General features: G+C 68.2%; 21 protein-coding genes, 1 tRNA gene and 1 pseudogene. 14 read left to right on the forward strand and 9 right to left on the reverse strand.

Translation table 11 applies throughout. The annotated features are described in order from the left end of the window. Positions 1-9: 9 nt before the first annotated feature. The 3 genes from ACFVM3_RS31575 (at position 10) to ACFVM3_RS31585 (ending at position 5,538) form a co-directional block, all read left to right on the forward strand. On the forward strand, positions 10-393 hold the full coding sequence (locus ACFVM3_RS31575; RefSeq protein WP_378443582.1) for a hypothetical protein: 384 nt from the start codon (positions 10-12) through the stop codon (positions 391-393). Between the two features lie 241 nt (positions 394-634). Then, positions 635-5,155: a DUF6531 domain-containing protein gene (locus ACFVM3_RS31580; protein ID WP_378443583.1), complete on the forward strand. Its 4,521-nt coding sequence runs from the start codon at positions 635-637 to the stop codon at positions 5,153-5,155. Between the two features lie 11 nt (positions 5,156-5,166). After that, a complete protein-coding gene (locus ACFVM3_RS31585) occupies positions 5,167-5,538 on the forward strand; it encodes a hypothetical protein (RefSeq protein WP_378443584.1) in 372 nt (123 codons plus the stop codon). A 30-nt stretch (positions 5,539-5,568) separates the two neighbouring features. Here ACFVM3_RS31585 and ACFVM3_RS31590 read toward each other — a convergent pair whose 3' ends face one another. Beyond that, the gene (locus ACFVM3_RS31590) at positions 5,569-5,847 is read right to left on the reverse strand and encodes a hypothetical protein (RefSeq protein ID WP_378443585.1); all 279 of its coding nucleotides are present in this window, start codon (positions 5,845-5,847) and stop codon (positions 5,569-5,571) included. 601 nt (positions 5,848-6,448) lie between these two features. Here ACFVM3_RS31590 and ACFVM3_RS31595 point away from each other — a divergent pair. The 3 genes from ACFVM3_RS31595 (at position 6,449) to ACFVM3_RS31605 (ending at position 8,419) form a co-directional block, all read left to right on the forward strand. After that, positions 6,449-6,532, forward strand: a tRNA-Leu gene (locus tag ACFVM3_RS31595). A 128-nt stretch (positions 6,533-6,660) separates the two neighbouring features. Further along, complete coding sequence (locus ACFVM3_RS31600; RefSeq protein ID WP_378443586.1) at positions 6,661-7,683, forward strand: LLM class flavin-dependent oxidoreductase; 1,023 nt, start codon at positions 6,661-6,663, stop codon at positions 7,681-7,683. Between the two features lie 76 nt (positions 7,684-7,759). Further along, the gene (locus ACFVM3_RS31605) at positions 7,760-8,419 is read left to right on the forward strand and encodes a S1 family peptidase (RefSeq protein WP_378443587.1); all 660 of its coding nucleotides are present in this window, start codon (positions 7,760-7,762) and stop codon (positions 8,417-8,419) included. Here ACFVM3_RS31605 and ACFVM3_RS31610 read toward each other — a convergent pair. Both ACFVM3_RS31610 and ACFVM3_RS31615 read right to left on the reverse strand, forming a co-directional pair. Then, a complete protein-coding gene (locus tag ACFVM3_RS31610) occupies positions 8,416-9,789 on the reverse strand; it encodes a hypothetical protein (RefSeq protein WP_378443588.1) in 1,374 nt (457 codons plus the stop codon). The two genes, ACFVM3_RS31605 and ACFVM3_RS31610, sit on opposite strands and share 4 nt — an antisense overlap. A gap of 61 nt (positions 9,790-9,850) precedes the next feature. Further along, positions 9,851-10,195: a hypothetical protein gene (locus ACFVM3_RS31615; protein WP_378443589.1), complete on the reverse strand. Its 345-nt coding sequence runs from the start codon at positions 10,193-10,195 to the stop codon at positions 9,851-9,853. A 102-nt stretch (positions 10,196-10,297) separates the two neighbouring features. Here ACFVM3_RS31615 and ACFVM3_RS31620 point away from each other — a divergent pair, with 102 nt between their 5' ends. The 5 genes from ACFVM3_RS31620 (at position 10,298) to ACFVM3_RS31640 (ending at position 17,191) form a co-directional block, all read left to right on the forward strand. Then, the gene (locus tag ACFVM3_RS31620; protein WP_378443590.1) at positions 10,298-11,455 is read left to right on the forward strand and encodes an acyl-CoA dehydrogenase family protein; all 1,158 of its coding nucleotides are present in this window, start codon (positions 10,298-10,300) and stop codon (positions 11,453-11,455) included. Beyond that, positions 11,452-12,618 carry a CaiB/BaiF CoA transferase family protein gene (locus ACFVM3_RS31625; protein ID WP_378443591.1) on the forward strand — a complete coding sequence of 389 codons (1,167 nt, stop codon included), beginning with the start codon at positions 11,452-11,454 and terminating at the stop codon, positions 12,616-12,618. Before ACFVM3_RS31620 ends, ACFVM3_RS31625 begins: the two co-directional genes overlap by 4 nt. A gap of 47 nt (positions 12,619-12,665) precedes the next feature. Further along, positions 12,666-13,505: an LLM class F420-dependent oxidoreductase gene (locus ACFVM3_RS31630; protein ID WP_378443592.1), complete on the forward strand. Its 840-nt coding sequence runs from the start codon at positions 12,666-12,668 to the stop codon at positions 13,503-13,505. Positions 13,506-13,797: 292 nt separating this feature from the next. After that, positions 13,798-15,426, forward strand: coding sequence for a GMC family oxidoreductase (locus ACFVM3_RS31635; protein WP_378443593.1), 1,629 nt, complete (start codon positions 13,798-13,800; stop codon positions 15,424-15,426). Between the two features lie 190 nt (positions 15,427-15,616). After that, positions 15,617-17,191 (forward strand): succinic semialdehyde dehydrogenase, encoded by a 1,575-nt coding sequence (locus ACFVM3_RS31640; RefSeq protein WP_378443594.1) that lies wholly within the window; start codon positions 15,617-15,619, stop codon positions 17,189-17,191. Here ACFVM3_RS31640 and ACFVM3_RS31645 read toward each other — a convergent pair. Next, positions 17,188-18,471 carry an MFS transporter gene (locus tag ACFVM3_RS31645; RefSeq protein WP_378443595.1) on the reverse strand — a complete coding sequence of 428 codons (1,284 nt, stop codon included), beginning with the start codon at positions 18,469-18,471 and terminating at the stop codon, positions 17,188-17,190. The two genes, ACFVM3_RS31640 and ACFVM3_RS31645, sit on opposite strands and share 4 nt — an antisense overlap. After that, a complete protein-coding gene (locus tag ACFVM3_RS31650) occupies positions 18,468-20,129 on the reverse strand; it encodes an amidohydrolase (protein WP_378443596.1) in 1,662 nt (553 codons plus the stop codon). Before ACFVM3_RS31650 ends, ACFVM3_RS31645 begins: the two co-directional genes overlap by 4 nt. 209 nt (positions 20,130-20,338) lie before the next feature. Between ACFVM3_RS31650 and ACFVM3_RS31655 the strand changes: the two genes are divergently transcribed. Beyond that, positions 20,339-21,244 (forward strand): Lrp/AsnC family transcriptional regulator, encoded by a 906-nt coding sequence (locus ACFVM3_RS31655; protein WP_378443597.1) that lies wholly within the window; start codon positions 20,339-20,341, stop codon positions 21,242-21,244. Here the strand turns inward: ACFVM3_RS31655 and ACFVM3_RS31660 are convergent. Genes ACFVM3_RS31660 through ACFVM3_RS31670 form a run of 3 tightly spaced genes read right to left on the reverse strand, consistent with a single transcriptional unit; the run spans position 21,241 to position 24,744 of the window. After that, positions 21,241-22,770: an AMP-binding protein gene (locus tag ACFVM3_RS31660; protein WP_378443598.1), complete on the reverse strand. Its 1,530-nt coding sequence runs from the start codon at positions 22,768-22,770 to the stop codon at positions 21,241-21,243. The two genes, ACFVM3_RS31655 and ACFVM3_RS31660, sit on opposite strands and share 4 nt — an antisense overlap. Positions 22,771-22,786: 16 nt before the next feature. Beyond that, positions 22,787-23,914 carry a DUF5938 domain-containing protein gene (locus ACFVM3_RS31665; protein WP_378443599.1) on the reverse strand — a complete coding sequence of 376 codons (1,128 nt, stop codon included), beginning with the start codon at positions 23,912-23,914 and terminating at the stop codon, positions 22,787-22,789. A 26-nt stretch (positions 23,915-23,940) separates the two neighbouring features. Beyond that, positions 23,941-24,744 (reverse strand): SDR family NAD(P)-dependent oxidoreductase, encoded by an 804-nt coding sequence (locus ACFVM3_RS31670; RefSeq protein WP_378443600.1) that lies wholly within the window; start codon positions 24,742-24,744, stop codon positions 23,941-23,943. 164 nt (positions 24,745-24,908) lie between these two features. On the opposite strand from ACFVM3_RS31670, the gene ACFVM3_RS31675 reads away from it, so the two are divergent. Continuing rightward, positions 24,909-25,517, forward strand: coding sequence for a TetR/AcrR family transcriptional regulator (locus tag ACFVM3_RS31675; protein WP_378443601.1), 609 nt, complete (start codon positions 24,909-24,911; stop codon positions 25,515-25,517). Positions 25,518-25,559: 42 nt separating this feature from the next. On the opposite strand, the gene ACFVM3_RS31680 is transcribed toward ACFVM3_RS31675, so the two are convergent. Next, positions 25,560-26,168 carry a hypothetical protein gene (locus ACFVM3_RS31680; protein WP_378443602.1) on the reverse strand — a complete coding sequence of 203 codons (609 nt, stop codon included), beginning with the start codon at positions 26,166-26,168 and terminating at the stop codon, positions 25,560-25,562. Positions 26,169-26,456: 288 nt separating this feature from the next. Between ACFVM3_RS31680 and ACFVM3_RS31685 the strand changes: the two are divergent. Next, a pseudogene (locus tag ACFVM3_RS31685) lies at positions 26,457-26,727 on the forward strand (HNH endonuclease); the annotation flags it as partial. Between the last annotated feature and the right edge of the window lie 96 nt (positions 26,728-26,823).

The raw sequence follows: 26,823 nt of genomic DNA on the forward strand, positions 1-26,823 counted from the left end.
GGAATGACCATGAGAAAACTGTTCGCCGGTGTGCTGGCCGCGGCCGCGGTCTCCGTGACACTGTTGTCCGGTACGGCCACAGCTTCGGCTTCGGGGGAGGTCGGCGTCGCAGGCGTCGGCAACCAGGTCTGCAACTACGGCGAGGCGTGCCTGTTCGCTTGGCCCAACTGGGACGGGCCGACCTGGGACGCCAACGGCTGCGGCTGGCACATCCTCGACGGCTGGATGCAGAACCAGACGTCCTCCGTCCGGGCGCACGGCAACGCGATCACCCTCTGGGACTGGAACCACGGCACCAACCAGTGGCACAACATGACCACCGTCCAACCGTGGGAAAGCCTGCGCCTGGTCAGCTCCAACGACCGCACCGACGCCATCACCGTGCACTGCTGAGTGCCGGTCGCCGAGATCCCCGCCGCGCACTGGGAAGTGCGCGGCGGGCTCTCTCTGGCCCCACCCGGTTTGCCCCCGTCGGATTGATCGATGCCGGAGATCGTGCCCGCAAGGGGTTTTCAGGCAATCCCGGTAGTCGTTCGGGCAGAGGCCCGCGTGTCCGTGGTGCGCCCTCCCGAAGATCACTAGCGTCGGCGGACGCGTCCAGGTCGAGTCGGGTTCACGAGGGGTTGTTCGCTGCATGGCTAATCCGTTGGTCGCACCGGTGAAGGAGACTTCGGCGGTGGCCGGGGTTCCGTTGCTCGAGGATGCGACGGGGCTCAAGGAAGCGATCGAGAGCAAGAACTGGGCGGCGGTCGCGATCGGCGCCGTCGGTACCGCGCTGGACGTGCTGACCGCGGTGATGGACCCGTTCGGCGCGGTCTTCGCCGCCGGTGTCGGCTGGCTGATGGAGCACGTCGGCCCGCTCAAGGAAGCCCTCGACGCCCTCACCGGGAACGCCGACGAGGTCAAGGCCCAGGCCGAAACGTGGACCAACGTCGCCAAAGAGCTGGAAAGCGTCTCGGCGGAACTGACGGACCTGGTCAAGAAGGATCTGCAGGAGTGGAAGGGCGACGCAGCCGACGCCTACCGCGTACGGGCGGACGACACTTCCGCCTTGCTCGCCAGCGCCCAGAAGGGCTCCGAAGGCGCCGCCAGCGGAGTCAAGACCGCCGGTGAAATCGTCGCGGCCGTGCGATCGCTGGTGCGCGACACCATCGCCGACCTGATCGGCCATCTGATCTCCTGGGCGTTGCAGGTCGTGTTCACCCTCGGTATCGGGTTGGCCTGGGTCGTGCCGCAGGTCGTGTCCGCGGTGGCCAAGACCGCGTCGAAGATCACCCAGGTCACCACCAAGCTGGTCAAAGCCCTCAAGGCCCTGATGCCGCTGCTGAAGAAGGCCGGGACGCTGTTCGAGGACGCCACCAAGGCGCTCAAGGGGATCAAGGGCGGCAAGCCCAAGCCGCCGGGCAAGCCGAAGGGCATCGACACGAAAGGGCCGCCAGGCGGCAAAGGCGGCAAGAACGGTGACGACGGGGACGGCACTTCGTCGAGCAGTGCCTCCGGCGGCGGGAACCATGGCGGTGGGAAGGACGGGCAGGGCTCGTCCGGTGGGCAGTCGTCCGGCGGTCATGACTCCCCAGGCGGTGGCGGGGGCTCCCACGGAAGCGGCGGTTCCCGCGGCGGTACCGGTCCGTCGGGTTCACGTGGTGGCGGCGGATTGCGCGACGAGAAGCCGAACCCGCGTTCGCCGGACAACACGCGGTGCGTGACGGACCCGATCGACGTGTCGACCGGGCAGATGGTGCTCGACCAGACCGATGCCGAATTCCTCGGCGTGCTCCCGCTGGTCTTCGAGCGCACGCACTTCTCGAACCACCGGGCCGGCCGCTGGTTCGGGTCGAGCTGGGTGTCCACAGTGGACCAACGGCTGGAGGTGGACGATTCAGGCGTCACCTTCGCCGCCTCGGACGGGACCCTTCAGCACTATCCGGTACCGGCCCCCGGCTCCGCGGTGTCGAGCGACCAGGGGCCGGCCCGTTTGCTGCGCCGTGGGGAAGACGGCGGTTACCTGATCGAGGACCACTCCCAGGCACTGACCCTGTCCTTCGCGCCGGGCGCGGCGGTACTGCCCGTGTCGTCGATCGCCGACCGGAACGGCAACCGGATCGACTTCGGCTACGACGAGCGGGGAGTGCCCCAGGAGATCACTCACAGCGGGGGGTACCGGCTCCGGATCGAGACCGCGGGCAACCTGGTCACGGCCCTGCACGCGATCGCCGCCGACGGCGGCGAAACCGAGCTCATGCGCTACGGCTACACGGCGGGACGGCTCACGGAGGTGATCAACCCCTCCGGGCTGCCCACTCGCTTCGACTACGACGCCGAAGGCAGGATCGTCGGCTGGACCGACCGCAACGACAAGTGGTATCGCTACGTTTACGACGGTGCGGGCCGGTGCGTGCGCACCGAAGGATCCGGCGGGTTCCTGTCCAGCACCCTGGAGTACGACACCGAGAACCGCACGACGTACTTCACCGACTCGCTGGGCCACCGCAGCGTGTTCCAGATGAACGAAGCCGGCCAGGTGGTCCGGGAAGTCGATCCGCTCGGCGCGACGATCGTGTCCGAATGGGACGGCTTCGACCGCTTGCTCCGGCGCACGGACCAGTTGGGCCGCACCAGCCGCTTCGACTACGACGCCGCGGGCAATCCCGTCACCGTCACCCGGCCCGACGGGTCGCGGACCCGGTTCGAGTACAACGAGCTGGGGCTGCCGGTCACCGTCGTCCAGCCGGACGGCGCGGTGGTCCGCCGCGAGTACGACGAGCACGGAAACCTCGCACGGCTCACCGACGCCGCCGGGGCGGTCACGACCTTCGACCACGACGAGCGGGGCAGGCTCCGCGGCGTCACCGACGCGCTGGGCCACAGCTGGAGGATGAGCACCGACGGGGCCGGGCTCCCGATCTCCCTGACCGACCCGCTCGGCGCGACCGTCCGCTACGAGCGTGACCAGTTCGGCAGGGTCACCTCCATCACCGATCCGCTGGGGGAGCGGACCCGGCTCGGCTGGACCACGGACGGCAAACCGGCCTGGCGCGAGTGGGTGGACGGGACCAGCGAGCGCTGGACCTACGACGGTGAGGGAAACCTGCGCGAGTACACCGACAGGCAGGCGCGGACGACCCGGATCGAGGTGACGCACTTCGACCTGCCGTCCGTGCAGACCGGCCCGGACGGCAGCAGGCTGAGCTTCGGCTACGACACCGAGCGACAGCTGGTGAGCGTCACGAACGAGCAGGGGCTGGTCTGGCGCTACGAGTACGACCCGGCCGGGAACACCATCGCCGAAACGGATTTCAACGACCGCACGATCCGGTACCGGCACGACGCGGCCGGTCAGCTCGTCGAACGCACCAACGGCGCCGGGGAAGTCACCCGCCTCGCCTACGACCCGCTGGGCAACATCATCGAACGCGGCAACGCCACCACGAGCGCGACCTTCCGCTACGACCCGATGGGCAGGCTCGTCGAGGCACGCGACGCCGAAACCCAGGTCGTGATCCAGCGAGACGTGCTCGGCCAGGTCGTCTCCGAGAGCATCAACGGCCGGGCCGTGCACTCGGCCTACGACGCGGTGGGACGCCGGGTGCGGCGGCAGACCCCGTCGGGCGTGGTGTCCGAGTGGGAATTCGACGCCGCCGGCCACCCGATGTCCCTGCGATCCGCCGGCAGGCTGGTGCGGTTCGGCCATGACGCCGCCGGTCAGGAGATCCGACGCAGCTTCGGCGATCAGGTCTTCCTGTCCCAAGGCTGGGACGACCAGCATCGGCTGAGCAGCCAGGTGCTCACCGGAATCGGTGGGAACGTGCTACAGCAGCGGTCCTACCAGTACGCCGCCGGTGATCAGGCGATCGCCACGCACGACCGGCTCAGCGGGCCCCGTGCGTTCACCCACGACCTGGCCGACAGGGTCACCCAGGTGAGCGGGCCGAACTGGACCGAGCGCTACCTCTACGACGCGGCGGGCAACACGACCGCCGCGGTCTGGCCGCAGACCCCTGGCGCGGCACCCGCGGAGGAGATCGGCGAACGGGAGTACCGCGGCACCCTGCTGCTCCGGGCGGGCGGCGTCCGCTACGGCTACGACGGTCAGGGGCGGCTCGTGCTGCGCCAGCGGAAACGCCTGTCGCGCAAACCCGAAACCTGGCAGTACTCCTGGGATTCCGAGGACCGGCTGATCGGGGTGCGCACCCCGGACGGCACCCAGTGGCGGTACCGGTACGACCCGATGGGCAGGCGCGTGGCCAAACTGCGGCTGAACCCGGACGGTTCGGTCGCCGAGCAGGTCGACTTCGCCTGGGACGGCGCCGTGGTGACCGAACAGACGCACAGTGGCCTGGCGGCCCGGACCAGGGTGACCGCCTGGGAGTACGAGCCGGACTCGTTCCGGCCGCTGCTGCAGCACGAGCGCTCGTTCCTGCGCACCGCTCCCCAGCAGTGGGTGGATGAACAGTTCTACGGGATCGTGACCGATCTGGCGGGCACCCCCGCCGAACTCGTCGGCGAGCAAGGCGGAATCGCGTGGCACCGGCGGGCCACGCTGTGGGGTGAGACGATCGAGCAGAGCAGCACCGGTGTGTCCATCCCGCTGCGGTTCGCCGGCCAGTACCACGACCAGGAAACCGGGTTCGACTACAACTTCTTCCGCCACTACGACCCTTCGACCGGGCGCTACGGCAGCGCCGACCCGCTGGGGCTGGGCGGAGGCTTCCAGCCGCACAACTACGTCCCGAACCCGCAGGCGCTGGTCGACCCGTTCGGTCTCGCCACTTGCCCGGCGGGACGGCTCAACAACGCCGTCGGGAGGTACGGCGGTCAGCCGCACACCTCCGGGGCCGGCGCGGGTGGCTACATGTTCCCCAGCCGGAGGGCCGCGCGCCAGGCGGCCGCGGAGTACGTCGGGGACATGGGCCACGGCACGCAGGCGATCCGGATGAGCGACTTCCGCGGGGACAAGTGGATGAGCCCGAACGGGGTCATCGGACGCCAGAGCCACGACGGCAAGATCGGCTGGCGCGACGACCGGATGGGGCACGACTTCGGGGGTCCCGACGGGAGGGTCGGGCCGCACGTCAACGTCTGGGGGAACGGGACCAACCACAAGCTCCACTTCTTCTATCCCGACCTGCCTCGAACCCCGTATATCGCTAGATAAGGTAGGCGGCCATGTGGTGGATGATGCAGTGCGAGGACAGCCATGTGTGGTGGAGGCTGGTCGAGGAAGGGCTTTCCGAACCACCGCCCGAGGATCTCCGCTGCCCGCAGGACGGCACCGAAGCCATCGTGGCCATGCGCCATCCCCTCGCCGACCGGGTGACGGTCGCCCTCGTCCCCGCCGCGTGGGAACGCGACGGGAAGATCGGCTTCCGCGACCAGTACTTCCTGGAGATCTCCAGCAGCCGGTTCGCGGAAACCTTGCGCTCGGCCAAAACCTATTCGTGGGACGAAGCTCTTGAGCGCCTTTCCTGGTTCAAAGACGTCGACTGGGAAGCCGCCCAACGCCGCTGGACGCGGGGCGGCTTCACCAAGCCGGAGTAGTTTCGCGGCCTCAGGCGGGTGATGGGAGGTCTAGAGGCCGCCGACCTTCACCGGGAATCGCTGGATGGTCGCGATCGTGCTGTCCGGTTCGTCCGGGAGGATCAGGTCGACCGGGTTCTGCAGGCGGTAGTGGTCTCCGCTGGGCGGGAATTGGGTGAGATGGCCGACGAGTTGGGCCGGGTCCTTCGTGGTCAGCACGAGTGGCTCGTGGATCCGGCCGAGGTCGTCGGGTTGGTCGATGATCATGGTGAAGCCGAGTTGCAAGGACCGTTGGCAGCGGGGCGGGAACTTCCGAGTCAGCCTCAGCACGCTTTTCACATCCACGTCGATGCCGTTCTGTTCGAGGGTGAGCGTGCCGTCGTCGGGTAGAACTCGCCCGAGAGGGGAACGACCACCGCGAATCCGCAAAGTCCATTGTGGACAGCCGACTCGGATCGCGTTTTCGGGCGACGCGCCTTATCGGGGAGAAAGGTACGGCCTGTGGATGGGGCGGCAAGTCAGAGCTGACGAGTTCGCGGCGTGTCTGCTGAGGGTTTGTCGTCGTGTGGTTCATTTCCGGCCGTCCATCGTCTCGCGCGTCGGCTTGTTGACGAGTACGGCTTCGCCTGGTCGTAGTTGGCGCCGAACCCGCGACTCATGTCGGTCGCGCGGTGGCCGGCGCATGCGGACCGTGTGGTCAGCCCTGGCAGCGAGTGACCGTGACCTGAGGCGACGAACACCTGGAGTCAGCAGTCGTCACGTTCTGTTTTTGCGGCCTCTGACCTGCGGCTTGTGCGCGAAAGTCGATCGTCGGGAGGCCTGATCGCTGCCAGACGGTAACCTGACATTGTCTCAATGTGAGTATCGGTGACGATACGTACCCCCCTGATTGAGGCCTCCCAGGGGACGTATACTCTTCTCACATCAGCAAGTCCGAGTGGCGGAATGGCAGACGCGCTAGCTTGAGGTGCTAGTGTCCTTAACGGACGTGGGGGTTCAAGTCCCCCCTCGGACACACGCAGTACCCTACGGGGTGAGCGGATGGTCACAGTGACCGTCCGCTCTTTTGCGTTGTGGCCGGGTATGCGACCGGCCGTGGCGGTCGGCGGGAATCAAACCCGGTCACGGAGCGCTTACACGGGCGTGAAGAAGATTGGTTTCCTGTCCTTCGGCCACTGGTCGCCGAGCGCGCACTCCGAGACAAGGTCCGCGGCGGACTTCCTGCATCAGTCGATCGACCTGGCCGTCGCGGCCGAGGAGCTCGGCGTGGACGGCGCGTACTTCCGTGTGCATCACTTCGCGCGGCAGGCGGGCAGTCCGTTCCCGTTGCTTTCGGCGATCGGGGCGCGGACGTCGAAGATCGAGATCGGTACCGGCGTGATCGACATGCGCTACGAGAACCCGATGTACATGGCCGAGGAAGCGGGCGCTGCCGACCTCATCTCGCGGGGCAGGCTCCAGCTCGGGGTCAGCCGGGGATCCCCGGAACAGGTGATCGACGGCTGGCGGTACTTCGGTTACGGGCCGGCGGAGGGGCAGACCGTCGCGGACATGGCCCGCCAGCGCACGGAGGTCTTCCTCAAGCTGCTCGACGGCGAGGGGTTCGCGCAGCCGAATCCGCGGCCGATGTTCGCCAACCCGCCGGGGCTGCTGCGGCTGGAGCCGCACTCGGAGGGGTTGCGCGAGCGGATCTGGTGGGGTTCCAGTTCGAACGCGACCGCGGTGTGGGCGGCGGAGCAGGGCATGAACCTGCAAAGTTCCACGCTCAAGGACGACGAGACGGGCGAGCCGCTGCACGTTCAGCAGCGTAAGCAGATCGAGGCCTACCGCGATGCCTGGAAGGAGGCCGGCCACCAGCGCGAGCCGCGGGTGTCGGTCAGCCGAAGCATCTTCGCGTTGACCAACGACCTGGATCGCGCCTACTTCGGCCGCGATCGGAATTCGCGGGACCAGGTCGGCATGATCGACGAGACGACCAGGGCGATCTTCGGGAAGTCGTACGCCGCCGAGCCGGACGAGCTGGTGCGGGCGCTCAAGGAGGACGAGGCGATCGAGGCCGCGGACACCTTGTTGCTGACCATCCCGAACCAGCTCGGCGTCGAGTACAACGCGCACGTGCTGGAGAGCATCCTCAAGCACGTGGCGCCGGAGCTCGGCTGGCGCTGAGAATGCGCGGTTCGGCGGATGGGCCGGGGCGTCTCGCTCGTTACGATCGAGGGATCCCCGGCCATCGGAGGGTCCCATGAGACTGCCCCGATCCCTGTCCTGCCTGGTCCTGGCCCTCGGTCTGGCCTTGCCGTCGACCGCGCAAGCGAGCGCTCCCGCCCCGCTCGGCGGTGGGAGCGTGTTGCAGAGCAGCGCGGCGACGCGGTGCACGGCCGGGTTCGCCGCAGTCTCGGGACAGAACGGTTACCTGATCGCGAGTTCCTCCTGCGGCAAACCCGGTGACACCATCCGCAGTGCGGGCCGGGTGGTCGGGGTGGTCGTCGGCGCACAGGTCCCGCCGACCGGCGCGATCGTCATCCGCGTGACCAACACGACCGACTGGCGGCTGGTGGGCTCGATCCCGCCCACCGACAGCCGGGTGACGATCACCGGGTCCGTCGAGGCCCCGGTCGGCTCGTCGGTGTGCCGGTATGGTGCGACCACCGGCTGGCAGTGCGGGATCATCCAGGCGAAGAACCAGTCGATCACCTTCCCCGAAGGAACGCTGACCGGTCTGACCCGGACCTCCGTGTGCGCCGAACCTGGCGACAACGGCGGGCCGTTCGTCAGCGGCACGCAGGCGCAGGGAGTGCTGGTCGGCGGCAGCGGTAACTGCTCCAGTGGCGGCACCACGTACTTCTATCCAGTGAACCGCGTCCTGTCGGCCTACGGGCTGACGATCCTCACCGGTCCCTAGAACGGCAGGACCCTCGGATACGGGGGAGGGGAGTGCCGTGCGAACGCCGGTGTGGTCGTCACCCGGGCTTCCCCGACGGCGTCGAAGATCGTCTGGTGTTCCGGCGCGAGCCCGCCGGCTTCGGCGTTCAGCGCGGCAGGCCCGCTCGACGGCCAGTTTCCGGCGTCCAGTCGGCGCTCCAGCGTGCGCAGGGCGGTGATCTCCTCGGACGCGGTGAACACACAGTGCCCGGCGCGGTTCACGAAGAGCTGACGGAGATCGCCGCCTGGCCCGACTCGTTCGGCGTAGGCGCGTTCGTGCGCCGCCGGCGCGGTGCCGTCCCCGGCGGTGTGCATGGTCAGCACCGGGACCGGCGTGCGTCCCAGCGGCAGCCCGAACCGCGCCAGATAGCCGGCCGCGGCCGGATCGGGCGCGACTCGCGGCGCCTTCGCCAGCTTGTCGAGGTCGGCGTCGAGATCGAGCCCCGCCTCCGCGTAGGCCCGTTCGACCAGTGGCCGCTCGCCTGCCTTCGCCAGGATCCGCCGGTAGTCGACGCCCACGTTCCAGCTCGGGTTGCCGCCCGCGCGCTGTTCCAACGCGACCCTGTCGACACCGAACGCGCCGGCGCGATAGAAGCGGTCCCAGACGCCCTGCCAGAAAACCTGATCGGCGACAGCCGTCGGCCGGGGCCGGGTGGCGTCGAACCAGCCGGGGATTTCGGCCAGCGCGTTCGCCAGCGCGAGCCGGGCCTGGCCTTGAGGGGTCGCGGTGGCGGCCTGCACCGCGCTGGTGAACCGGCCGACGTTGGCCGCGGGATCGGTGATCCGCACCAGCTCCAGCCGCGCGTCGAGCAGCGTGTTCAGTGCGTATCCGAGGTCCAGGCCGGAGTTCCAATGCGCGGCCCCTCCGGCGAGGTTGCCGCAGAAGGTCATCAAACCGGAGAACCGGCGCGGGTTCCGCTCGGCGAGCAGGGTCGCGGTGATCGCCCCGATCGATTCGCCCGCCGCGACGGTCCGGCGCGGCGGGCCGACGGTGCGGGAGAACCAGTCGTGCAACCGGATCTGGTCGGTCAGCGCCTCTTCGATCGACCAGCCGCGCACGGTCCGGTACTGGGACGCGGCCAGCGCGTACCCCTGCTCCAGCAGATAGGACTCCGTTGTGGGCTGCGAGGTCAGCGCGATCCGCTCCGGTTCCGGAAACGCCAGGGAGTACATCCCGTGACTCCACAGCATGAGCGTGCCGTTCCAGTTTTCCGGCACCAGCACCAGATAGCGGGCGCCTTCGAGCTCACCCTCATACCTGGTGACGGGTGTTTCCGCCGTAGCGCGGGGAACCAGCTGCCCCAGAAAGATCGTGAACAGGGCCAGGAAAACAAGACCACGTCGGGCCATGACGACCACCCCCTGGACTCATCCTTCGCCGCGAGGGGTGCAGTGTCGAGGTCCACTCGGCCTAACTGAAGAGGACCGAGCGCAGGAGAAGCCGGTCCGAACCGCGGCCACCGTGGGGGCGGAGCGAAAAGTAGGAGTCGCTCTTGCAGTCGTCGTCCAGGAAGACCACCGCCGTCGAGTCGGTGTCGTTGCGCGGACGGAACGCGTCGACGTCCCAGTCGGCTATTTCGGGAATCTCTATGCATTCGCCGCTCGGAGGATCTACCAGGATGCCGACCTGGAGCTCTTCGTATTCGTCGTAGTAGCGGTAGGTGAATTCGCCTTCGGCCGCGGAGGCGGTCGCGGGAATCGTGAAGCAGAGGGCGACGGCACTGGCCATGGCGAGGAAAGCGGTACGTGTACGCATGGGAACGACGTTAGGGCGAAGATCGAGATCTCCGGTAGGTCTCGCGGCCGGATCCACTCGGGGAGGTGGACCGAAGTCCGTTCGGTGATCGATAGTGAGGGCATGTACACCGGCAACCCCGACGTCCCCGACGACGTTTTCGCGGACGTTCTCGGCCAGATCGACGACTTCGTCCGCACCCGCGTGATGCCCCGCGAGCTGGAGATCATGAACACGGACGCCATTCCGGCCGATCTGCGGAAGCAGGCCGCCGAGATGGGGTTGTTCGGGTACGCGATCCCACAGGAGTGGGGCGGGCTGGGCCTCGATCTGGTGCAGGACGTCGAAGTGGCGATGACGCTGGGTTACACGTCCTTGGCGTTGCGGTCGATGTTCGGGACGAACAACGGGATCGCCGGGCAGGTGCTGGTGGGGTTCGGCACGGACGAGCAGCGGGCGCGGTGGTTGCCGGGGATCGCGTCAGGTGAAGTCGTCGCGTCGTTCGCGCTCACCGAGCCGGGTGCCGGATCGAATCCGGCCGGTCTGCGGACCAGCGCGAAGCCGGACGGTGACGGCTGGGTGATCGACGGCGGTAAGCAGTTCATCACCAACGCCACGGAAGCGGGCCTTTTCGTCGTTTTCGCCCGTATGGCCACGGAGATCGCTGTGTTCCTGGTGCCCGCGGACGCGCCGGGTATCACGGTCGGACCGAAGGACGCGAAGATGGGACAGGAGGGTTCGCGGACCGCGGACGTCACCTTCTCGCAGGTGCGTGTCGGGCCGGAGGCGCTTGTCGGCGGGGACGCGGAGGTCGGGTACAAGGCGGCGATGACGTCGCTGGCGCGCGGCCGGATCCATATGGCGGGTCTGGCGGTCGGGACGGCGCAGCGGGCGCTCGACGAGTCGGTCTCGTATGCCGCGACGGCGACCCAGGGCGGTACGCCGATCGGGGATTTCCAGCTGGTGCAGGCGATGCTCGCCGATCAGCAGACCGGTGTGCTCGCCGGCCGGGCGCTCGCTCGCGAGGCCGCGCGGTTATACGTGACGGGAGAGGACCGCAGGATCGCGCCGTCGGCCGCGAAGCTGTTCTGCACCGAGATGGCCGGTAAGGCCGCGGATCTGGCGGTGCAGGTGCACGGAGGCAGTGGCTACCTGCGCGAGGTCGCGGTCGAACGCATCTACCGTGACGTCCGGTTGATGCGGCTGTACGAGGGCACGAGCGAGATCCAGCGGCTGATCATCGGCGGTGGCCTGGTGCGGGCCGAGAAGAAGAAAGCATGACCCGGCCACTCGACGGGGTCACCGTCGTCGCCATCGAGCAGGCCGTCGCCGCCCCGCTGGCCACGCGCAACCTCGCCGATCTCGGCGCGCGCGTGATCAAGGTCGAACGCGTCGACGGCGGGGATTTCGCCCGCGCCTACGACCACGCCGTACACGGCAGCGGCGCGCATTTCGTCTGGCTCAACCGGGGCAAGGAGTCGCTCGCCGTCGACCTCAAGACCACCGAAGGCCGTGACGTCGTCCGGCGGCTGGTCGCGAAGGCCGACGTGTTCGTGCAGAACCTCGCCCCCGGCGCGGCGGAGCGGCTCGGTTTCGGTGATCTGCGTGCGGATCACCCGGAACTGGTCGTGGTGAACCTGTCCGGCTTCGGCTCGGGCGGGCCGATGGAGCAGCGCAAGGCCTACGACATGCTGATCCAGGCCGAGGCCGGGCTCATCGCGATCACCGGCACCCCCGAGGCTCCGGCGAAGACGGGTATCCCGACCGCAGACATCGCCTCGGGTATGTACTGCGCGCAGGCCGTGCTGGCGGCGTTGCTGCGCCGCTGGCGCACCGGCGAGGGCGCGACGATCGAGGTCTCCATGCTGGAGGCCACCGTCGAATGGATGGGCTACGCGCTCAACACCCGGATGTACGCCGGAACCGAGCCCGAGCGGATGGGGTTGAGCCACAGCTCCATCGCGCCGTACGACGCCTTTCCCACCCGCGACGGCCAGATGCTGATCGGCGTCCAGAACGACACCGGCTGGCGAACCCTCGTCACCGACGTCCTCGACGCGCCCGAACTCGCCGACGACCCTCGCTTCACCACGAACGTGCGGCGCGTGGCCAACCGCGCCGAATGCGACGCCGCCGTCGCCGCCCGGACTTCGGAGTGGACCAACAGCGAACTCGACGAACGGCTCGCCGTGGCCGGGGTTCCCGCCGCGCAGCTCAAGGACGTCGGCCAGGTCGCCGAGCATCCCCAACTGCGGGCGCGCGATCGGTGGCGCAAGGTCGGCACCGAATTCGCCAGGATCGACGCTTTGCTGCCGCCGGTGACTTTCGACGATTTCGAGGCGTGCATGGGTGACGTCCCGGCGCTGGGCGAACATACGCGAGCTTTGCTCGTCGAGTCCGGAGTGGACGCCGACGACTACGTTCGCCGCGGTATCGCCGGCTGAAATCAATTCCGCGCGACTGGAGGAACTCCAGGTTTACGATCAAGATCATGCGATTCGCCATCAAGACTTCGCCGCAGGACACCGTTTGGTCCGACATGCTCGCCGTGTGGCAGGCCGCCGACGAGATCGAACTCTTCGAATCCGGCTGGACCTTCGATCACTTCTATCCCATTTTCTCGGATTCGACCGGTCCGTGCCTGGAAGGGTGGGTGACCCTCACCGCGCTCGCGCAGGCCACGAAACGGCTCCGGCTGGGCACACTGGTCAGCGGGATCCACTACCGCCACCCCGCGCTGCTCGCGAACATGGCCGCGACACTGGACATCGTTTCCGGTGGCCGTCTGGAGATCGGTGTCGGCGCGGGCTGGAACGAGGAGGAATCCGGCGCGTACGGTATGGAACTGGGCACCATCAAGGAACGCAGCGACCGGTTCGAGGAGGCCTGTGAGGTGCTCGTCGGCCTGCTGACCCAGGAGACCACCACGTTCCAGGGCGAGCACTACCAGTTGACCGACGCCCGCTGTGAACCGAAGGGTGTGCAGAAGCCGCATCCGCCGATCTGCATCGGCGGCAGCGGCGAGAAGCGGACCCTGCGCACGGCCGCGAAGTACGCCCAGCACTGGAACTTCGTCGGCGGCACGCCGGAGGAGTTCGCGCACAAGCGCGAGGTGCTGCACCGGCACTGCGCGGACATCGGCCGGGATCCGAAGGAGATCACCTTGTCCTCGCACGTCCGCCTCGGCACGGACGGGGACTACGCCAAGGTCGCCGCGGACGCCGAAGCCCTCGGTGAAGTGGGCCTCGACCTCGCGATCATCTACCTGCCGCCGCCGCACACCCCCGCCGTGCTGGAGCCGCTCGCGAAGGCGCTCGAGCCGCTGCGCTGAGAGCCTGTTGGCGGAGCTGGAGCTTTGTCCGGAAAGTGGCCATACGCGTGAACCCGCCCCGGCCGAAGGCCCCGCTATCGCGGTGGCAGGGCGCCTCTGTCGCCAAACGTGAGAGATATGACCAGGTCGCGCCCTGTCGACGCGATCGCGGACGCGGGTTCACCAACAGACACTGAGGTCCCGAAGGCCGGCCGGGAGCGATGGCCCGTTGCGGAACCGGCCGGTCTCGCTATACGGTGACAGAACTAGAACAGGTTACAGTTCTGCACGGTGGGCTGACCGAGGAGCGGACATGGCGAACAGGGCTGCGCGCGGCGACGAGGCCGACTACGTGGTCGTCGGATCGGGCAGCTCGGGTGCCGCGATCGCGGGCAGGCTGGCGGAGTCCGGGGCCAGCGTGATCGTGCTCGAGGCGGGCAAGAGCGACGAGAAGATGCTCGTCAAGAAGCCGGGGCTGGTCGGCCCGATGCACGCGGTGCCCCAGCTGAAGAAGCCCTTCGACTGGGGCTACTACTCGGTGCCGCAGAAACATGTTCTCGATCGGCGGATGCCGGTGCCGCGCGGCAAGGTGGTCGGCGGCTCCAGCTCCATCAACGGCATGGTCTACGTGCGCGGCAATCGCGCCAACTTCGACTCCTGGGCCGCCGAGGGCAACAAGGGCTGGGACGCGGACAGCGTCAACGCCGCGTACAAGCGGATGGAGGACTTCGAGGACGGCGAGACCGAGTTCCGTGGCTCGGGCGGGCCGATCCGGGTCACCCGCAACAAGACCCCGCAGGAGGGCACGCTCCAGTTCCTCCAGGCGACCGCCGACGCGATCGGCTGCGAGATCCTCGACGACTACAACGCCGAATCCCAAGAGGGCGTCAGCCGGATGCAGCAGAACGCCGCCGACGGCCTGCGGTACAGCGCCTCGCGCGGCTACATCCACCACCTCGCGCCCGCCACGCTGCAGGTCCAATCCGGGGTGCTGGCGAAGAAGGTGGTCATCGAGAACGGCCGCGCCGTCGGCGTCGAGGTCGTCGACGCGAACGGGGGACAGCGAACGCTGCGCGCGGGCAAGGAGGTGATCCTCTCGGCGGGTTTCGTCGGGTCGGCGCACCTGCTGATGTTGTCCGGGATCGGCCACGCCGAACACCTCAAGGAACACGGCATCGACGTCGTCGCGGACCTGCCGGTCGGCGACAACCTGCACGACCACATGTTCCACGCGCTGACGTTCCGCGCGTCGTCCAGCAAGAACCGGGGCACGCCGCCGTACTTCGCGCGTGGCCTCGTCAGCGAACTGCTGCGGCCCGGCACGACGTTCCTGGCGAACTCGGTCTTCGAGGCGGTCGCCTTCCTCAAGACCTCCCAGGCCGCCGAGGTGCCCGACCTGCAGCTGCACCTCCTGCCGTGGGCGTACGTGACGCCCAACCAGGACGCGCCGATCCGGCACGACGTCGACAAACGGCCCGCGCTCACCGTGCTGACCACGCTGATCTACCCGAAGAGCCGCGGCACGCTGCGCCTCGCTTCGGCCGATCCCACGGCGGCGCCGCTCATCGACCCCCAGTACCTGTCCGACCCGGCCGATCTCGAAGTGCTCGGCGAAGGCTCGGAGATGGTCCGCGAGATCTTCGCGTCGAAGGCGTTCAACGGCTCGATCAAGGAAGAACTGCACCCGGGCAAGGCGTTGCGGGGCCAGGAGCTGCGCGACGCGATCCTGAACCGCGCGACGTCCGTCTACCACGGCGTCGGCACCTGCCGGATGGGCGTCGACGAACTCGCGGTCGTGAGTCCCGACCTCAAGGTTCGCGGTGTGGACGGCCTGCGGGTCTGCGACGCCTCGATCATGCCGTCGATCACCGGCGGCAACACCAACGCGCCCGCCATCATGATCGGCGAGATGGGCGCGCAGCTCGTCCTCTCAGATAACTGACGGAGGAGCTGAGACATGCCTGGGAAAGTGACCTACGCGTGAACCCGCCCGGCCGAAGGCCCCGCTATCGCGGTGGCAGGGCGCCTTGTTCGCTCACCGGAACAGGCATTGCCAGCGAGCGCCCTGCCGACGTCGATCGCGGCCGCGGGTTCACCGACAGCCATTCGGACAACTGACGGAAAAGAGGGCCATGACCGTCACACCGCTCGCGCTCACCCGTCCGGCGTCGGTGACCGACGCGTTCCTCCAGCGGCTCGCCGCCCGCGTGCCGGACTCCTCCGGCACGACATGGAAGCTCACCGAGGTCTACACCGGTGACGTGCTCGTCGAGCTGCCCCAATCGACGCCCGCCGACATCGAGCAGGCGTTCACCACCGCGCGCGCCGCGCAGGAAAAGTGGGCCGCCACCCCGCTCAAACAGCGGCTGGAGGTGTTCAAACGGGCGCATACGCTCTTCGTCGACAACGCGCCGATCGTCACCGACCTCATCCAGGCCGAGAGCGGCAAGAACCGGCGGATGGCGATCGAGGAGACGTGCGATCCGGCGATGGTGATGAGCCATTATCTGACGCGGGCGGCCAAACTGCTGGCGCCGACGAAACGCGGCGGGCCGGTCCCGTTCCTGACGACGTCGACCGAAGTGCGGCAGCCCAAGGGCGTGGTCGGGATCATCGCGCCGTGGAACTTCCCGTTCGCCACCGGGATTTCCGACGCGGTCCCGGCGTTGATGGCCGGCAACGCGGTGGTGCTGAAACCCGACAACAAGACCGCCCTCTCGCCGCTCTACGGCGTCGAGCTGCTGGAGAAGGCCGGGCTGCCGAAGGGCCTGTTCCAGGTGGTGTGCGGCGAGGGCCCTGATGTCGGACCGACCCTCATCGATCAGGCGAACTACGTGATGTTCACCGGTTCGACGGCGACCGGCCGGGTGATCGGCGAACGGGCGGGCCGCAACCTCATCGGCTGCTGCCTCGAACTCGGCGGCAAGAACCCGATGATCGTCCTCGAAGACGCCGACCTCGCCGAGACCGTGCAGGGCGCGATCTTCGGCGCTTTCGGCAACACCGGGCAGATCTGCATGCACATCGAGCGGATCTACCTGCCGGAATCCCGCTACGACGAGTTCAAGAACGCGTACGTGGCCAAGACCAAGGCGCTCGACGTCCGTGCCGCCTACGACTTCGGGCCGGACATGGGCTCGCTCGTCTCCGTCGACCACATGAACCGGGTCAAGTCCCATGTCGACGACGCCGTCGCGAAGGGCGCGACCGTCCTTTGTGGAGGGAAGCCGCGACCCGACCTCGGCCCGGCGTTCTTCGAGCCGACGATCCTCGAAGGCGTCACAAAGGACATGCTCTGCGGCGTCACCGAAACCTTCGGACCCGTTGTCGCGCTGCACAAGTACCGCACGGTCGACGAGGCCGTCGCGCTCGCGAACGACACCGAGTACGGCCTGAACGCCTCGGTCTGGGGCGCCGACGTCGGCGCCGCGCGCGCCGTGGCCGCGCGGATCGAGTCCGGCAACGTCAACATCAACGACATCCTGGCCACCGCGTACGCCTCGAAGGGGACCCCGTCCGGCGGAGTCAAGAACTCCGGCGTCGGCGCCCGCCACGGGGACCAGGGCCTGCTCAAGTACACCGACGTGAAGAACGTGGCGGTGCTCAAGAAACAGGTCATGGGTCCCCGCGGCGGCCAGACCTACGAGAAGTACGTCGAGGGGATGCTGTCCGGGCTGAAACTCATGCGGCGTCTCCGCATCCGCTAGACCTCGTCGGTGTGCTGCGGCGCGGCCAGCACGCAGGCGATGCTCAGCACGCACATGCCGATCAGCAGGCCGATCGCCGGCCAGATACTGCCGGTCGCCTGGAACAGCAGCGTCGACACCAACGGCGAAAGGCCGCCGAAGAGCGCGCCCGCCAGCTGGTAGGACAGCGAAATGCTGGTGTACCGGGCCCGCGGGCGGAACATCTGCGACAGGATGGCGGCGATCGGACTGTAGGTCGCCGTCATCGCGAGGCGCATCGCCACGAACGCCGCGATGATCAGCGCCGCGTTCTTGGTCGAGAGCACCAGGAACTGCGGAGCCGCGAGCACGGCGACGCCGACAAGGCCGATCACGACCACCCGCACCCGGCCGAAGCGATCACCGAGCCAGGCCGCGCCGAAGCTGACGACCAGTTCGACGAACGCGGCGATGGTGAGCGCGTTGAGCACCAGCGATTCGGAGACGCCGACGGCCGGATCGGTCGCGTACGCCGTCGCGAAAGTGGTGACGAGGTAGTAGCCACCGACCGCTACGGGCAGCACGCAGATGCCCAGCAGGATCGGCTTCCAGTTCGTCCGGACGGCGTACAGGATCGGCGCGCCGGTTTCCTCGGCGGCGGCTTCTTCGAAGACCGGCGACTCCTCGACCTTCAGGCGCACGATGAGGCCGACGCCGATGAGCAGCACGGACGCGAAGAACGGGATCCGCCAGCCCCACGTGGTGAGCCATTCGGTGCCGCCGGTGCTCAGGAGACTGAACAGACCGGTGGCCAGCAGCGCGCCCGCCGGATTCCCCGCCTGCGCGAAGGCACCGTAGAAGGTCTTCTTGTCCGGCGGCGCGTGTTCGACGGCCATGAGCACGGCGCCGCCCCACTCACCGCCGACGGCGAGCCCCTGCACGAACCTGAGCACCACGAGCAGGATGGGCGCCCACGTGCCGATCTGCGCGTATCCGGGCAGGCAGCCGACGAGGAAGGTCGCCGCGCCCATCATGGTCAGGGTCACCACGAGCGCGGTCTTGCGGCCGACCCGGTCACCGACGTGCCCGAACACGATGCCGCCGAGTGGCCGGGCGAAGAACCCGACCGCGTAGGTCGCGAAGGCCGCCGCGACCCCGGTCAGCCGGTCGCCGGTCGCGGGAAAGAACACGGTGCCGAAGACGAGGCTCGCCGCCGTGGCGTAGATGTAGAAGTCGTACCACTCGATCGTGGTGCCGACGAAGGCCGCGAGCCCGGCCCGGCGGGCTCGGCGGAGCGACTGGGTGCCGGTCTGAACGGTCATCGGGCCACCTCGCCGTCGATCCAGGTTTCGAGCACGCGGATACCGGCGATCCGGTCCGGCTCGCAGGTGAGGGGATTCTCGCCGAGCAGCACGAAATCGGCGCGTTTGCCGGGGGTGATCGAGCCGAGGTCGCGCTCACGGCCGAGCACCCTGGCCCCGGCGATCGTGTGGGCGGCGACGGCCGACCGGACGTCGATCAGCAGCTCGTCGCCGCCGAGCCGGTGACCGCGGCGGGTCGTCCTGGTCACCGCGGTCTGGATGGCTTCGAGCGGGTTCGGCTCCGCGACCGGGGCGTCCGAGCTCAGCGTGACCGGGACGCCCGCCGCCTGGAACTCGCCGAGGGGGTTGAAGCGCTCGCCGGGGGTGCCGACGGCGTCGGTGACGCCTTCGCCCCAGTTGTAGTAGTGCTGCGGCTGATTGACGGGGTGGACGCCGAGCGCGGCCATCCGCTTGATCTGTACCGGGGACGGCAACCCGCAATGCTCGATGCGGTGCCGGGCGTCGGGCCGGGGGTTTCGCTGCTGCGCGTCCTCGATGGCGTCGAGCACCATGGCGATCGCGTCGGGGGACTGGGCGTGGGTCGCGGTCTGGAGCCCGGCCTCGTGCGCCTTGCCGATCAGCGCGGAGTAGTCCTTCGGGTCGTGGTAAAGCTGCCCGGTGCGGCACGGATCGCCGACGTAGCCGTCCGGGAAGTACGCGGTCCAGCCGCCGAGCGTGCCGTCGGCGTAGAACTTGATCCCCGCGAACGCGAGGCGAGGGGTGCCGAAAGCACCGTGCAGTCCCATTTCCAGCGCCTGGTCGAGCAGATGTGACAGCAGGTACATGTGGACACGCGTCTTGAGCTGCCGGGCTTCGTCCAGCCGCAGATACATGTCGAACTCGCGGCGCGTCACCTGGGCGTCGCCGATCGCGGTCACTCCCGCGGCGAGGAACTTCTCCTGCGCGGCGGCCAGCTGCCGCGCGTGCTCCTCCGGCTCGTCCTCGAGGTGGAAGTTCGGCCCGTGCCGCCCGACCTTCACCCCCGTGACGCCGGTGAGGATGTTGCATGCCGCGTCCGACAGCTCCCCGGTGAGCTCGCCGTGCTCGTCCCGGAAGAACACCCCGCCGTCGGGATCCGGAGTGTCGCGGGTGACACCGTTGCGCCGCAACGTGAAGCTGTTGACCACACCGCCGTGGCCGCTCGCGTTCATGAGGTAGACCTCGCGGTCTCCGGCGACCGCGTCGAGCTCCTCCTTGCGGGGGTGGCGTTTCTCGGCCAGGTTGCGGTGTTCGTAGCCGTAACCGCGGACGGGCCTGCCCGCCGGGGTGTTCTCGGCCGCCTCACGCAGCAGCGCGACGATCTCGGGAATGGTCGACGCGCGCTCGGGACCGCAGTCGACCCAGGTCATCATCTGCCCGTACATCAGGGGATGCGCGTGCGGATCGATGAAGCCGGGCAGGAGCGTGCCCGGCGGCCGTCGCACCTCCGGATCCGGACGGCCGAGGCTCGCCGCGCGGGCGCGGCACTCGTCCACCGAGCCGACCGCGGCGATCTCTTCGCCGAATACGAGCACCGCTTCGGCGCCTTCGGTGGCGTCGTCGACGGTCACCAGCTCGTCGGGAAGCAGGATCGTCGCTCTCGCGTCGAGGACTGAACGATCGAGGGGCAGCAGACGCATCGCGCGGACTCCAGGGATTCGACGGTGAAGTGGGGCGAAGGTAAGCGATGAAAACCGCGAGCACAATCAGATCCGTCGTGCACGGACGGTGCTCACGATCGATCTGTCGGCGAGCATGGACAGAACGTGCAATTTCGGCTGCTATTTGCGCAGTCTGGCCGGTGATATGGTGCGGCACGCCGTCGGAAATTCAGCAGAGGGGAATCGCCGTGGACGACGCGTTGGTCGCGGCTTTGCGCGCGGACGGCCGGATGAGCGTCGCCGATCTGGCCCACCGCGTCGGGGCGTCACGGTCGGCCGTGTCGGCGCGGCTGGAGCAGCTGAAGGCCGACGGTTCGCTCAACGTGGTCGCGGCGGTCCACCCCGAGTTCCTCGGCCTGACCGCGTACGCGCATCTCGCGATCCGCACGTCGGGCCGTTCGCAGGCGACGACGGACGCCATCGCGGCGCTGCCGGCCGCGGCCTTCGTCTCGGCGGTGAGCGGGGAGTACCAGACCGTCGCCGAGCTGCGCCTGCCCGATCCCCCGGAGCTGTACCGCACGGTGGCGGACATCCGCGGCCTGCCGGAGGTGGAACAGGTCAACACGCTCGTCTACGTGGACGTGGTCAAGGGCCTGTTCATGCCCGGCCGTCCGCTGCCGCCCTGGCTGCGGCTCGACGACCGCGACCTCGCGATCATGCTGCGGTTGCAGGCCGACGGCAGGGAAAGTTACGCGAGCATCGCCGGGCACGTCGGGCTTTCGCCGTCGGCCACCCGCACCCGCGTGCGCTTCCTCCTGGAACACGACGTCATCCGGATCGCGCCGGTGCTCAGCCGCGCCCGCCCGGACGCCGGTCTGGTCTGCGGGATCGGCCTCAACGTGCGGGGCGCGGGGGACTCCGTGACGGCGGCGCTCGCCGCGCGCGACGACACCGAGTTCCTCGCCAGGACCATCGGCCGGTTCGACGTCGTCGCCACCATCGCGGCGCAGTCCGCCCGCGACCTCGACCGGGCGCTCGAAGCGATCAGTGGCAGGCCCGACGTCGTGACCGCGGAGACGTGGGTGCACCTCCGCATCGCCAAGGAACGCTACGAGTGGCCGCTGCCGACCGCGGAAGAACTTGCGCGCCGCTAGTCGTTGCCCAGCAAGGATTTCCGGATCTCGGTCTTGAGCACCTTGCCGATCTTGGACCGGGGGAGATCCGGCCAGATCAGGATCTCCTTGGGGGTTTTGATACTGCCCAGCCGTTCTTTGACAGTGGCACGGAGTTCTTGCGCTGCCGCCGTTTTCCCGGTGTGGAGCTGGACCACGGCGGTGATCTGCTCACCCCATTTCTCGTGCGGCAGACCGATCACGGCACAGTCCTGCACCGCTTCGTGGGCCATGAGCGCTTGCTCGACCTCGGCCGAATAGACGTTGAAGCCGCCGGTGATGATCATGTCCTTGGCGCGATCGACGATGTAGAGATAGTGGTCGTCGTCGAGGTAGCCGATGTCGCCCGTGTGATGCCAGCCGTGCGCGCTCGCTTCGGCTGTCGCGGCCGGATTCTTGTAGTAGCCGAGCATCACCAGCGATCCGCGGACGACGATCTCACCGCGTTCGCCGGGCGGGAGCAGCTCGCCCGTCCCGGACATGATCGCGACCTGGGTGAGCGGGGTGGGCCTGCCCGCCGAGGTGAACCGTTCGAGGGCGAGCGAGCCGTCGGGATGGACGTGGTCGGCGGGGGAGAGGGTGGAGATCATCATGGGCGCTTCGCTTTGGCCGAACAGTTGCCCGAAGACGGGGCCGATCCGGGTGATCGCCTCGGCGAGTTTCGTGGCCGACATCGGCGCGGCGCCGTACCAAAGGCATTGCAGCGACGAAAGATCGGCGCCGCCCAGTGCCGGATTGTCGAGCAGCAGGTAGATCAGGGTCGGCGGCAGGAAGGTGTGCGTGATGCGGCGGCTTTCGACCAGTGCGAGGAATTCGCCGAGGTCTGGTGACGGCATGACGACGATCTCGCCGCCGAGTGTCAGGACCGGGAAGCAGAGCACGCCCGCCGCGTGCGTCAGCGGGGCGAGCGCCAGGTAGCGTGGCCTGCCGGTGAACGGATAGCTCATCAGCGTGAGCGCCGACATCGTCTCGACGTTGGCGCCGCTGAGCATCACCGCCTTGGGACGGCCGGTGGTGCCGCCGGTGCCGACGAGCAGGACCAGGTCGTCCGGCGGGGTCTCCTCCCAGGGCTCGCCGCTGTCGATCCAGTCGGCGAACGGGACGGCGCCGGGCATCGAGCCGTCGAGACAGACCACTGTGGACAGTTTGGGCAGGTCGGGAAGCATCCGGGAGACGAGCGGTGCGAAAGACTCCTGCACCAGCAGGCAGGTGCAGTCGAACAGGTCGAGCAGTTCCCTGTTCTCGGCGGCCTCATTGCGCGGGTTGACCGGGCACCACACGGCGCCTGCCCGGCTGATGCCGAACACGCAGCCGAACGACAGCGGGTCGTTCCCGGACAGGATCGCCACCTTGTCGCCGGGCTTGACGCCGGAACGGGCCAGCGCCCGCCCCACCCGCCACGACAGTTCCCGCACTTCGCCGTAGCTGAGGGACGTGTCGCCCATGGTGAGGCAGGGTGCCGCCGGATCGAGTGAAGCGCCCTTGTCGAGGTAGTCGGTCAGTCGCACGCGCTCGTCCTCCCGGTCAGTCGTGGACGGTCAAGACCGGCTTCGAGACCAGCCCGAAGCTTCGTAGCACGCCGAGCAACTCGCGGTGACCGAAAGCCTGGCAGCCGGAGGCGAAACCGACCCGTTTCGGCGGCTGTCGCAGCAACGAGTACGCACCGTATGCCTGCATCAGCCCGGTCTGCTTGTAGTTGCAGGTGCCGTGGATGACGCAGTGCGCGCGGCCCAGCGGTCCCGAGGCGTGCACCGAATCGAGCGACGTGTTGAGCCGCTGGTTCTCCCGCGGCGGCATCTCGTCGCGCACCGCGGCGGCCTGCTCCGCCAGCACGCGCATCTTTTCGTCCAGCGGCAGGTCCTTCACCTGCTCCAGCACGGCCGCGACGATCTGCGGCACACCCTGCATGAGCGCGCGGTCGAAGACACCGCCGACGGCCTTGACGTTGGCGACGCGGGCGTCGTTCTTGAACCAGACCGGATGCGACGTGCCGCCCCAGGGCAAGGCAAGGCCGGTCTCGTGATGGCCGGGCACGGTGACGTCCTGCAGGCCGCCGTCCGCGGGCCAGGGCAGGTACTCGTCCTGTTCGAGGTAGTACGCGGCCGACAGCGCGGCATTGACGAGGATGGTCTTCGTCGAAGCGACCGTGGGATAGCCCTTCCAGAACACCAGGATGTCCAAAGTGTCCAGTCCGGGGGTTTCCAGGCAGAGGTTCGCCGCGATCTCGCCGGTGGTGTACATCTGCGCGATGCCGGGCGAGAGCAGGAGGCCCTTCTCCGCCATCTGCTCGCCGTAGCGGTCTTCGGCTGAGATCAGCCAATCCTGTTCACCGGTCGTGTCGAGGTAATGCGTTCCGGTGCGGAGGCAGGCTTCGACGACCTCGTGCCCGTACTCGCTGAACGGGCCGACGGTGTTGCAGACGACCTTGGCGTCGCGGAACAGTTCGGTGAGCGCTTCGACGTCGTGCGACACCTCGACGACCTCGTGGTCGACGGTGTCGAGACCGGGAACGTGGTCGATCGCCTCCTGGATGCGGGCCTTGTCCCGGCCGGCGGCGACGAACGGGACGTTGTACTCGCGCAGGTACTCGCAGATCAGCCGTCCGGTGTAGCCGGAGGCGCCGTAGACGACGACGGGTTTGGGGCTGCTCATGGTGATTCCTTTCGGGTCGGTGCTGGTCACATGCCCATTCCGCCGTCGACCGGCAGCCCGGCCCCGGTGATGAAACGCGCCGCGTCGGAGGCAAGGAACACGACGGCGTCGGCCATGTCCGCGACCTCGCCGAGCCGTCCGGCCGGGGTCTGCCCGATGACGGCGCCGATGGCCTCTTCGACGCTGGGGAACAGGCCGACCTCGACGACGTCCTGCGCGAGCTGATTGCCCATCTGGGTGGGTACGAGGCCGGGGTAGACGCAGTTGACGCGTACGCCGTAGCCGAGTTTCCCCGCCTCCATCGCGGCGACCCTGGTCAGCCGGTCGACCGCGGATTTCGTCGCCGAATAGCCCGCGATCCCGGGAAAGGCGATGGTCGCGGCGACCGAGGCGATGTTCACGACGGCGCCGCCGGTGCCCGCGGGCCCGCCGGGCCGCATCGCGCGGAAGGCGTGCTTCACGCCGAGGGCGGTGCCGAGCACGTTGACGTCGAGCATCTTGCGCACGTCGGCGGGATCCAGATCGGCGACGAGCCCGGTGATCTCGACACCGGCGTTGTTCACCACGAGGTCCAGGCCGCCGAGTTCGCCGATGACCGCGGCGACCGCCTGCTCCCAGCTCTGTTCGTCGGTGACGTCGAGCCGGACGAAGCCCGCGTTGGCGCCTTTCTGCTTGATCTGGTCGGCGGTGGCGCGCCCGAGATCCTCCTGGACGTCGCCGATGACCACCGAAGCGCCCGCTAGGGCGAGCGCTTCGGCCATTCCGGCTCCCAGGCCCTGCGCTCCACCCGTGACCAGGGCTTTCCGGCCCGAAAGGTCGTACGAACCCATGGACTTCTCCTCCTTGAGACGGTCCGCGGCTGCGGCGTGGGTCACATCCTGAGCCAGTTTTGGACAGTCGTCAAGATTTTCTTGGACAGTCGTCAAGAATTTGGCGACGCTAGACTGTGGGACCCGCGGCAGGCGCGGGCTCCCGGACCGGACAGGAACTCGTGGTGACCGAGACGAGCGAGCGGATCGCACGCCGGAGCGTGGACAAGTTCGCCCAGCGGCGGGCGGAACTGGCGGAGTCCGCGCTGCAGGCGCTGTCCGAGCTGGGGTACGCGAGGACGAGCCTGCGGGAGATCGCGCAGAAGTCGAACTTCTCGCACGGCGTGCTGCACTACTACTTCACCGACAAGGTGGAACTGCTGACCTACGCGGTCCGGAAGTTCGAAGAAGTGTGCGTGACCCGCTACGACGAGGCCGTGGCCATGGCGCGGTCGGCCGACGAACTCGAGCGAGGTTTCGGTGTCGCGATGGAGGACACGCTCCGGGCGGACGCCGTGATGCACCGGCTGTGGTACGACCTGCGGAACCAGAGCCTTTTCGAGGCCGCGTTCCGCGCCGACGTGCTCGAGATCGACACTCAGCGGCAGGCGATGATCTGGCGCGTCGTGGAGCGCTATGCCGAACTCGCCGACGCGGCGCCTGTCGTGACTACTCAGGTTGCGTACGCCGCCTTCGACGGCCTGTTCCAGCAGGCGCTGCTCCGCCACCTCGCCGGCGAGGAGAACGGCCTCGCCGAGGACGTCGGGTCGTTGCTCAGGCGGTTGGTCTCGTAGCCCGTTCGATGGGCTCCCGGACGCGGAGCCCATCGAACGGATTCACTGATCGGTGGCGTTGATCGCCGCGCCGTCGTAGAGCAGGCCTCCGGCGCTGTCGTACACCCGGACCTTGAGCTGCGCCATTTCCGTTCGCGAGTCCGCCAGTAGCCGCTCGAACTCCGCGCGGCCTTCGTCCGAGTCGGCTTCGTGGCTTTCCAGCCTTCCCCTCGCGTCGCGGAGGCTGATCATGTCGACCGTTATTTCCGCCGCGAAGGTGCCGTCGACGACGTCGGCTTCGGCTACCGTGCCGTCGTTCGCTCGCAACTCAAGCCTGGCCGCTTCGGGGGCGAGGCGTCCCATCAGACCGGCGGGCCTGCCGTTGTAGGCGGGCATCCAGTGCCATACCGAATACGGGCGATCGGTGAAATCCTGAGCCTGGCCTTCGGGCCGCAAGTTCAGCCACCTGCCTCTGCCGTTCTCGAGAACGCAGATGCCGGTGGACCCGTCGTCGTTGTAGGCGAGGAGCGCTCCGTGTTCGGCGGTGGCTCCGATCCTGGCGCCGGGATGCCATCCCTGAGGGGACGGTAGAACATCTGCCGGGCCGCGTGCCGTCTTCTCGGTGATGGTGGCGGCGAGGGCTGATTCGAGCTGTGCTGCCGGTGAAGTCACTGCGTGCTGCTCTCCTTCTCTTCGGGGCATGTCCGGTTCACTGTCGCTTCGGTTCTTGCCAGGCGCATCGGGGAGATTCCCTGAGTTCCGGTGATCGGTATCGCATGAGTTGTCAGACTTGAGAGTAAGCGCTTACTCGGGCTGGCCGGTGCTCGGCGGCTGTGGCTGTCCGGTCGCCCGAGAGTTAGGGGCGCTGTAGTCGAATCACCCTTCAGTGTTGTTTTGTTTTTTGCATTGTGACTCAAAATTACGAACGCGTGTTTGATTGTTTTGCGGTATTATTGAGGGGTGTCCGAGACCTTGCTCCCCGAGTTGCCGCAGGAGTTGTGGCGTGCCGGCAAGCTGGAGCTTGCGCATGGTGTGCAGCAGTCTCTGCGGGTGATTCGGATGGCCACCGCCGGGGCTGGGGAGATTCCTGGCGGAGATCGAGTCTCGGGGCGTCAAGGACTTGTACGGGTATGGGTCTACGGCCGCGTGGTTTGCGGATGTGGCGGGGTTGTCGCGTGGTGAAGCAGGTCCGGTGGTGAAGCGGGCGCTCGCGTTGAACCCCACCCGCGCGTGGCCCTGTCATGATTTTCGTGTAAGCCACGGATGATTGTGTGGTTATTTTAGTGGATTGGTAGGCGGCCGGGGAAGAGGACCACGAGTGTGTTGA

Source organism: Amycolatopsis sp. NPDC057786 (assembly GCF_042797905.1).
Taxonomy (GTDB): domain Bacteria; phylum Actinomycetota; class Actinomycetes; order Mycobacteriales; family Pseudonocardiaceae; genus Amycolatopsis.

Excerpts from the sequence above, each read along its gene's own strand:
- ACFVM3_RS31580 (WP_378443583.1), top strand. The coding sequence starts at position 635 with ATGGCTAATCCGTTGGTCGCACCGGTGAAGGAGACTTCGGCGGTGGCC.
- ACFVM3_RS31575 (WP_378443582.1), top strand. The coding sequence starts at position 10 with ATGAGAAAACTGTTCGCCGGTGTGCTGGCCGCGGCCGCGGTCTCCGTG.
- ACFVM3_RS31615 (WP_378443589.1), bottom strand. The coding sequence starts at position 10,195 with ATGCGTACACGTACCGCTTTCCTCGCCATGGCCAGTGCCGTCGCCCTC.
- ACFVM3_RS31670 (WP_378443600.1), bottom strand. The coding sequence starts at position 24,744 with ATGGGTTCGTACGACCTTTCGGGCCGGAAAGCCCTGGTCACGGGTGGA.
- ACFVM3_RS31610 (WP_378443588.1), bottom strand. The coding sequence starts at position 9,789 with ATGGCCCGACGTGGTCTTGTTTTCCTGGCCCTGTTCACGATCTTTCTG.
- ACFVM3_RS31625 (WP_378443591.1), top strand. The coding sequence starts at position 11,452 with ATGACCCGGCCACTCGACGGGGTCACCGTCGTCGCCATCGAGCAGGCC.
- ACFVM3_RS31605 (WP_378443587.1), top strand. The coding sequence starts at position 7,760 with ATGAGACTGCCCCGATCCCTGTCCTGCCTGGTCCTGGCCCTCGGTCTG.
- ACFVM3_RS31645 (WP_378443595.1), bottom strand. The coding sequence starts at position 18,471 with ATGACCGTTCAGACCGGCACCCAGTCGCTCCGCCGAGCCCGCCGGGCC.
- ACFVM3_RS31635 (WP_378443593.1), top strand. The coding sequence starts at position 13,798 with ATGGCGAACAGGGCTGCGCGCGGCGACGAGGCCGACTACGTGGTCGTC.
- ACFVM3_RS31650 (WP_378443596.1), bottom strand. The coding sequence starts at position 20,129 with ATGCGTCTGCTGCCCCTCGATCGTTCAGTCCTCGACGCGAGAGCGACG.
- ACFVM3_RS31585 (WP_378443584.1), top strand. The coding sequence starts at position 5,167 with ATGTGGTGGATGATGCAGTGCGAGGACAGCCATGTGTGGTGGAGGCTG.
- ACFVM3_RS31640 (WP_378443594.1), top strand. The coding sequence starts at position 15,617 with ATGACCGTCACACCGCTCGCGCTCACCCGTCCGGCGTCGGTGACCGAC.
- ACFVM3_RS31630 (WP_378443592.1), top strand. The coding sequence starts at position 12,666 with ATGCGATTCGCCATCAAGACTTCGCCGCAGGACACCGTTTGGTCCGAC.
- ACFVM3_RS31620 (WP_378443590.1), top strand. The coding sequence starts at position 10,298 with ATGTACACCGGCAACCCCGACGTCCCCGACGACGTTTTCGCGGACGTT.
- ACFVM3_RS31665 (WP_378443599.1), bottom strand. The coding sequence starts at position 23,914 with ATGAGCAGCCCCAAACCCGTCGTCGTCTACGGCGCCTCCGGCTACACC.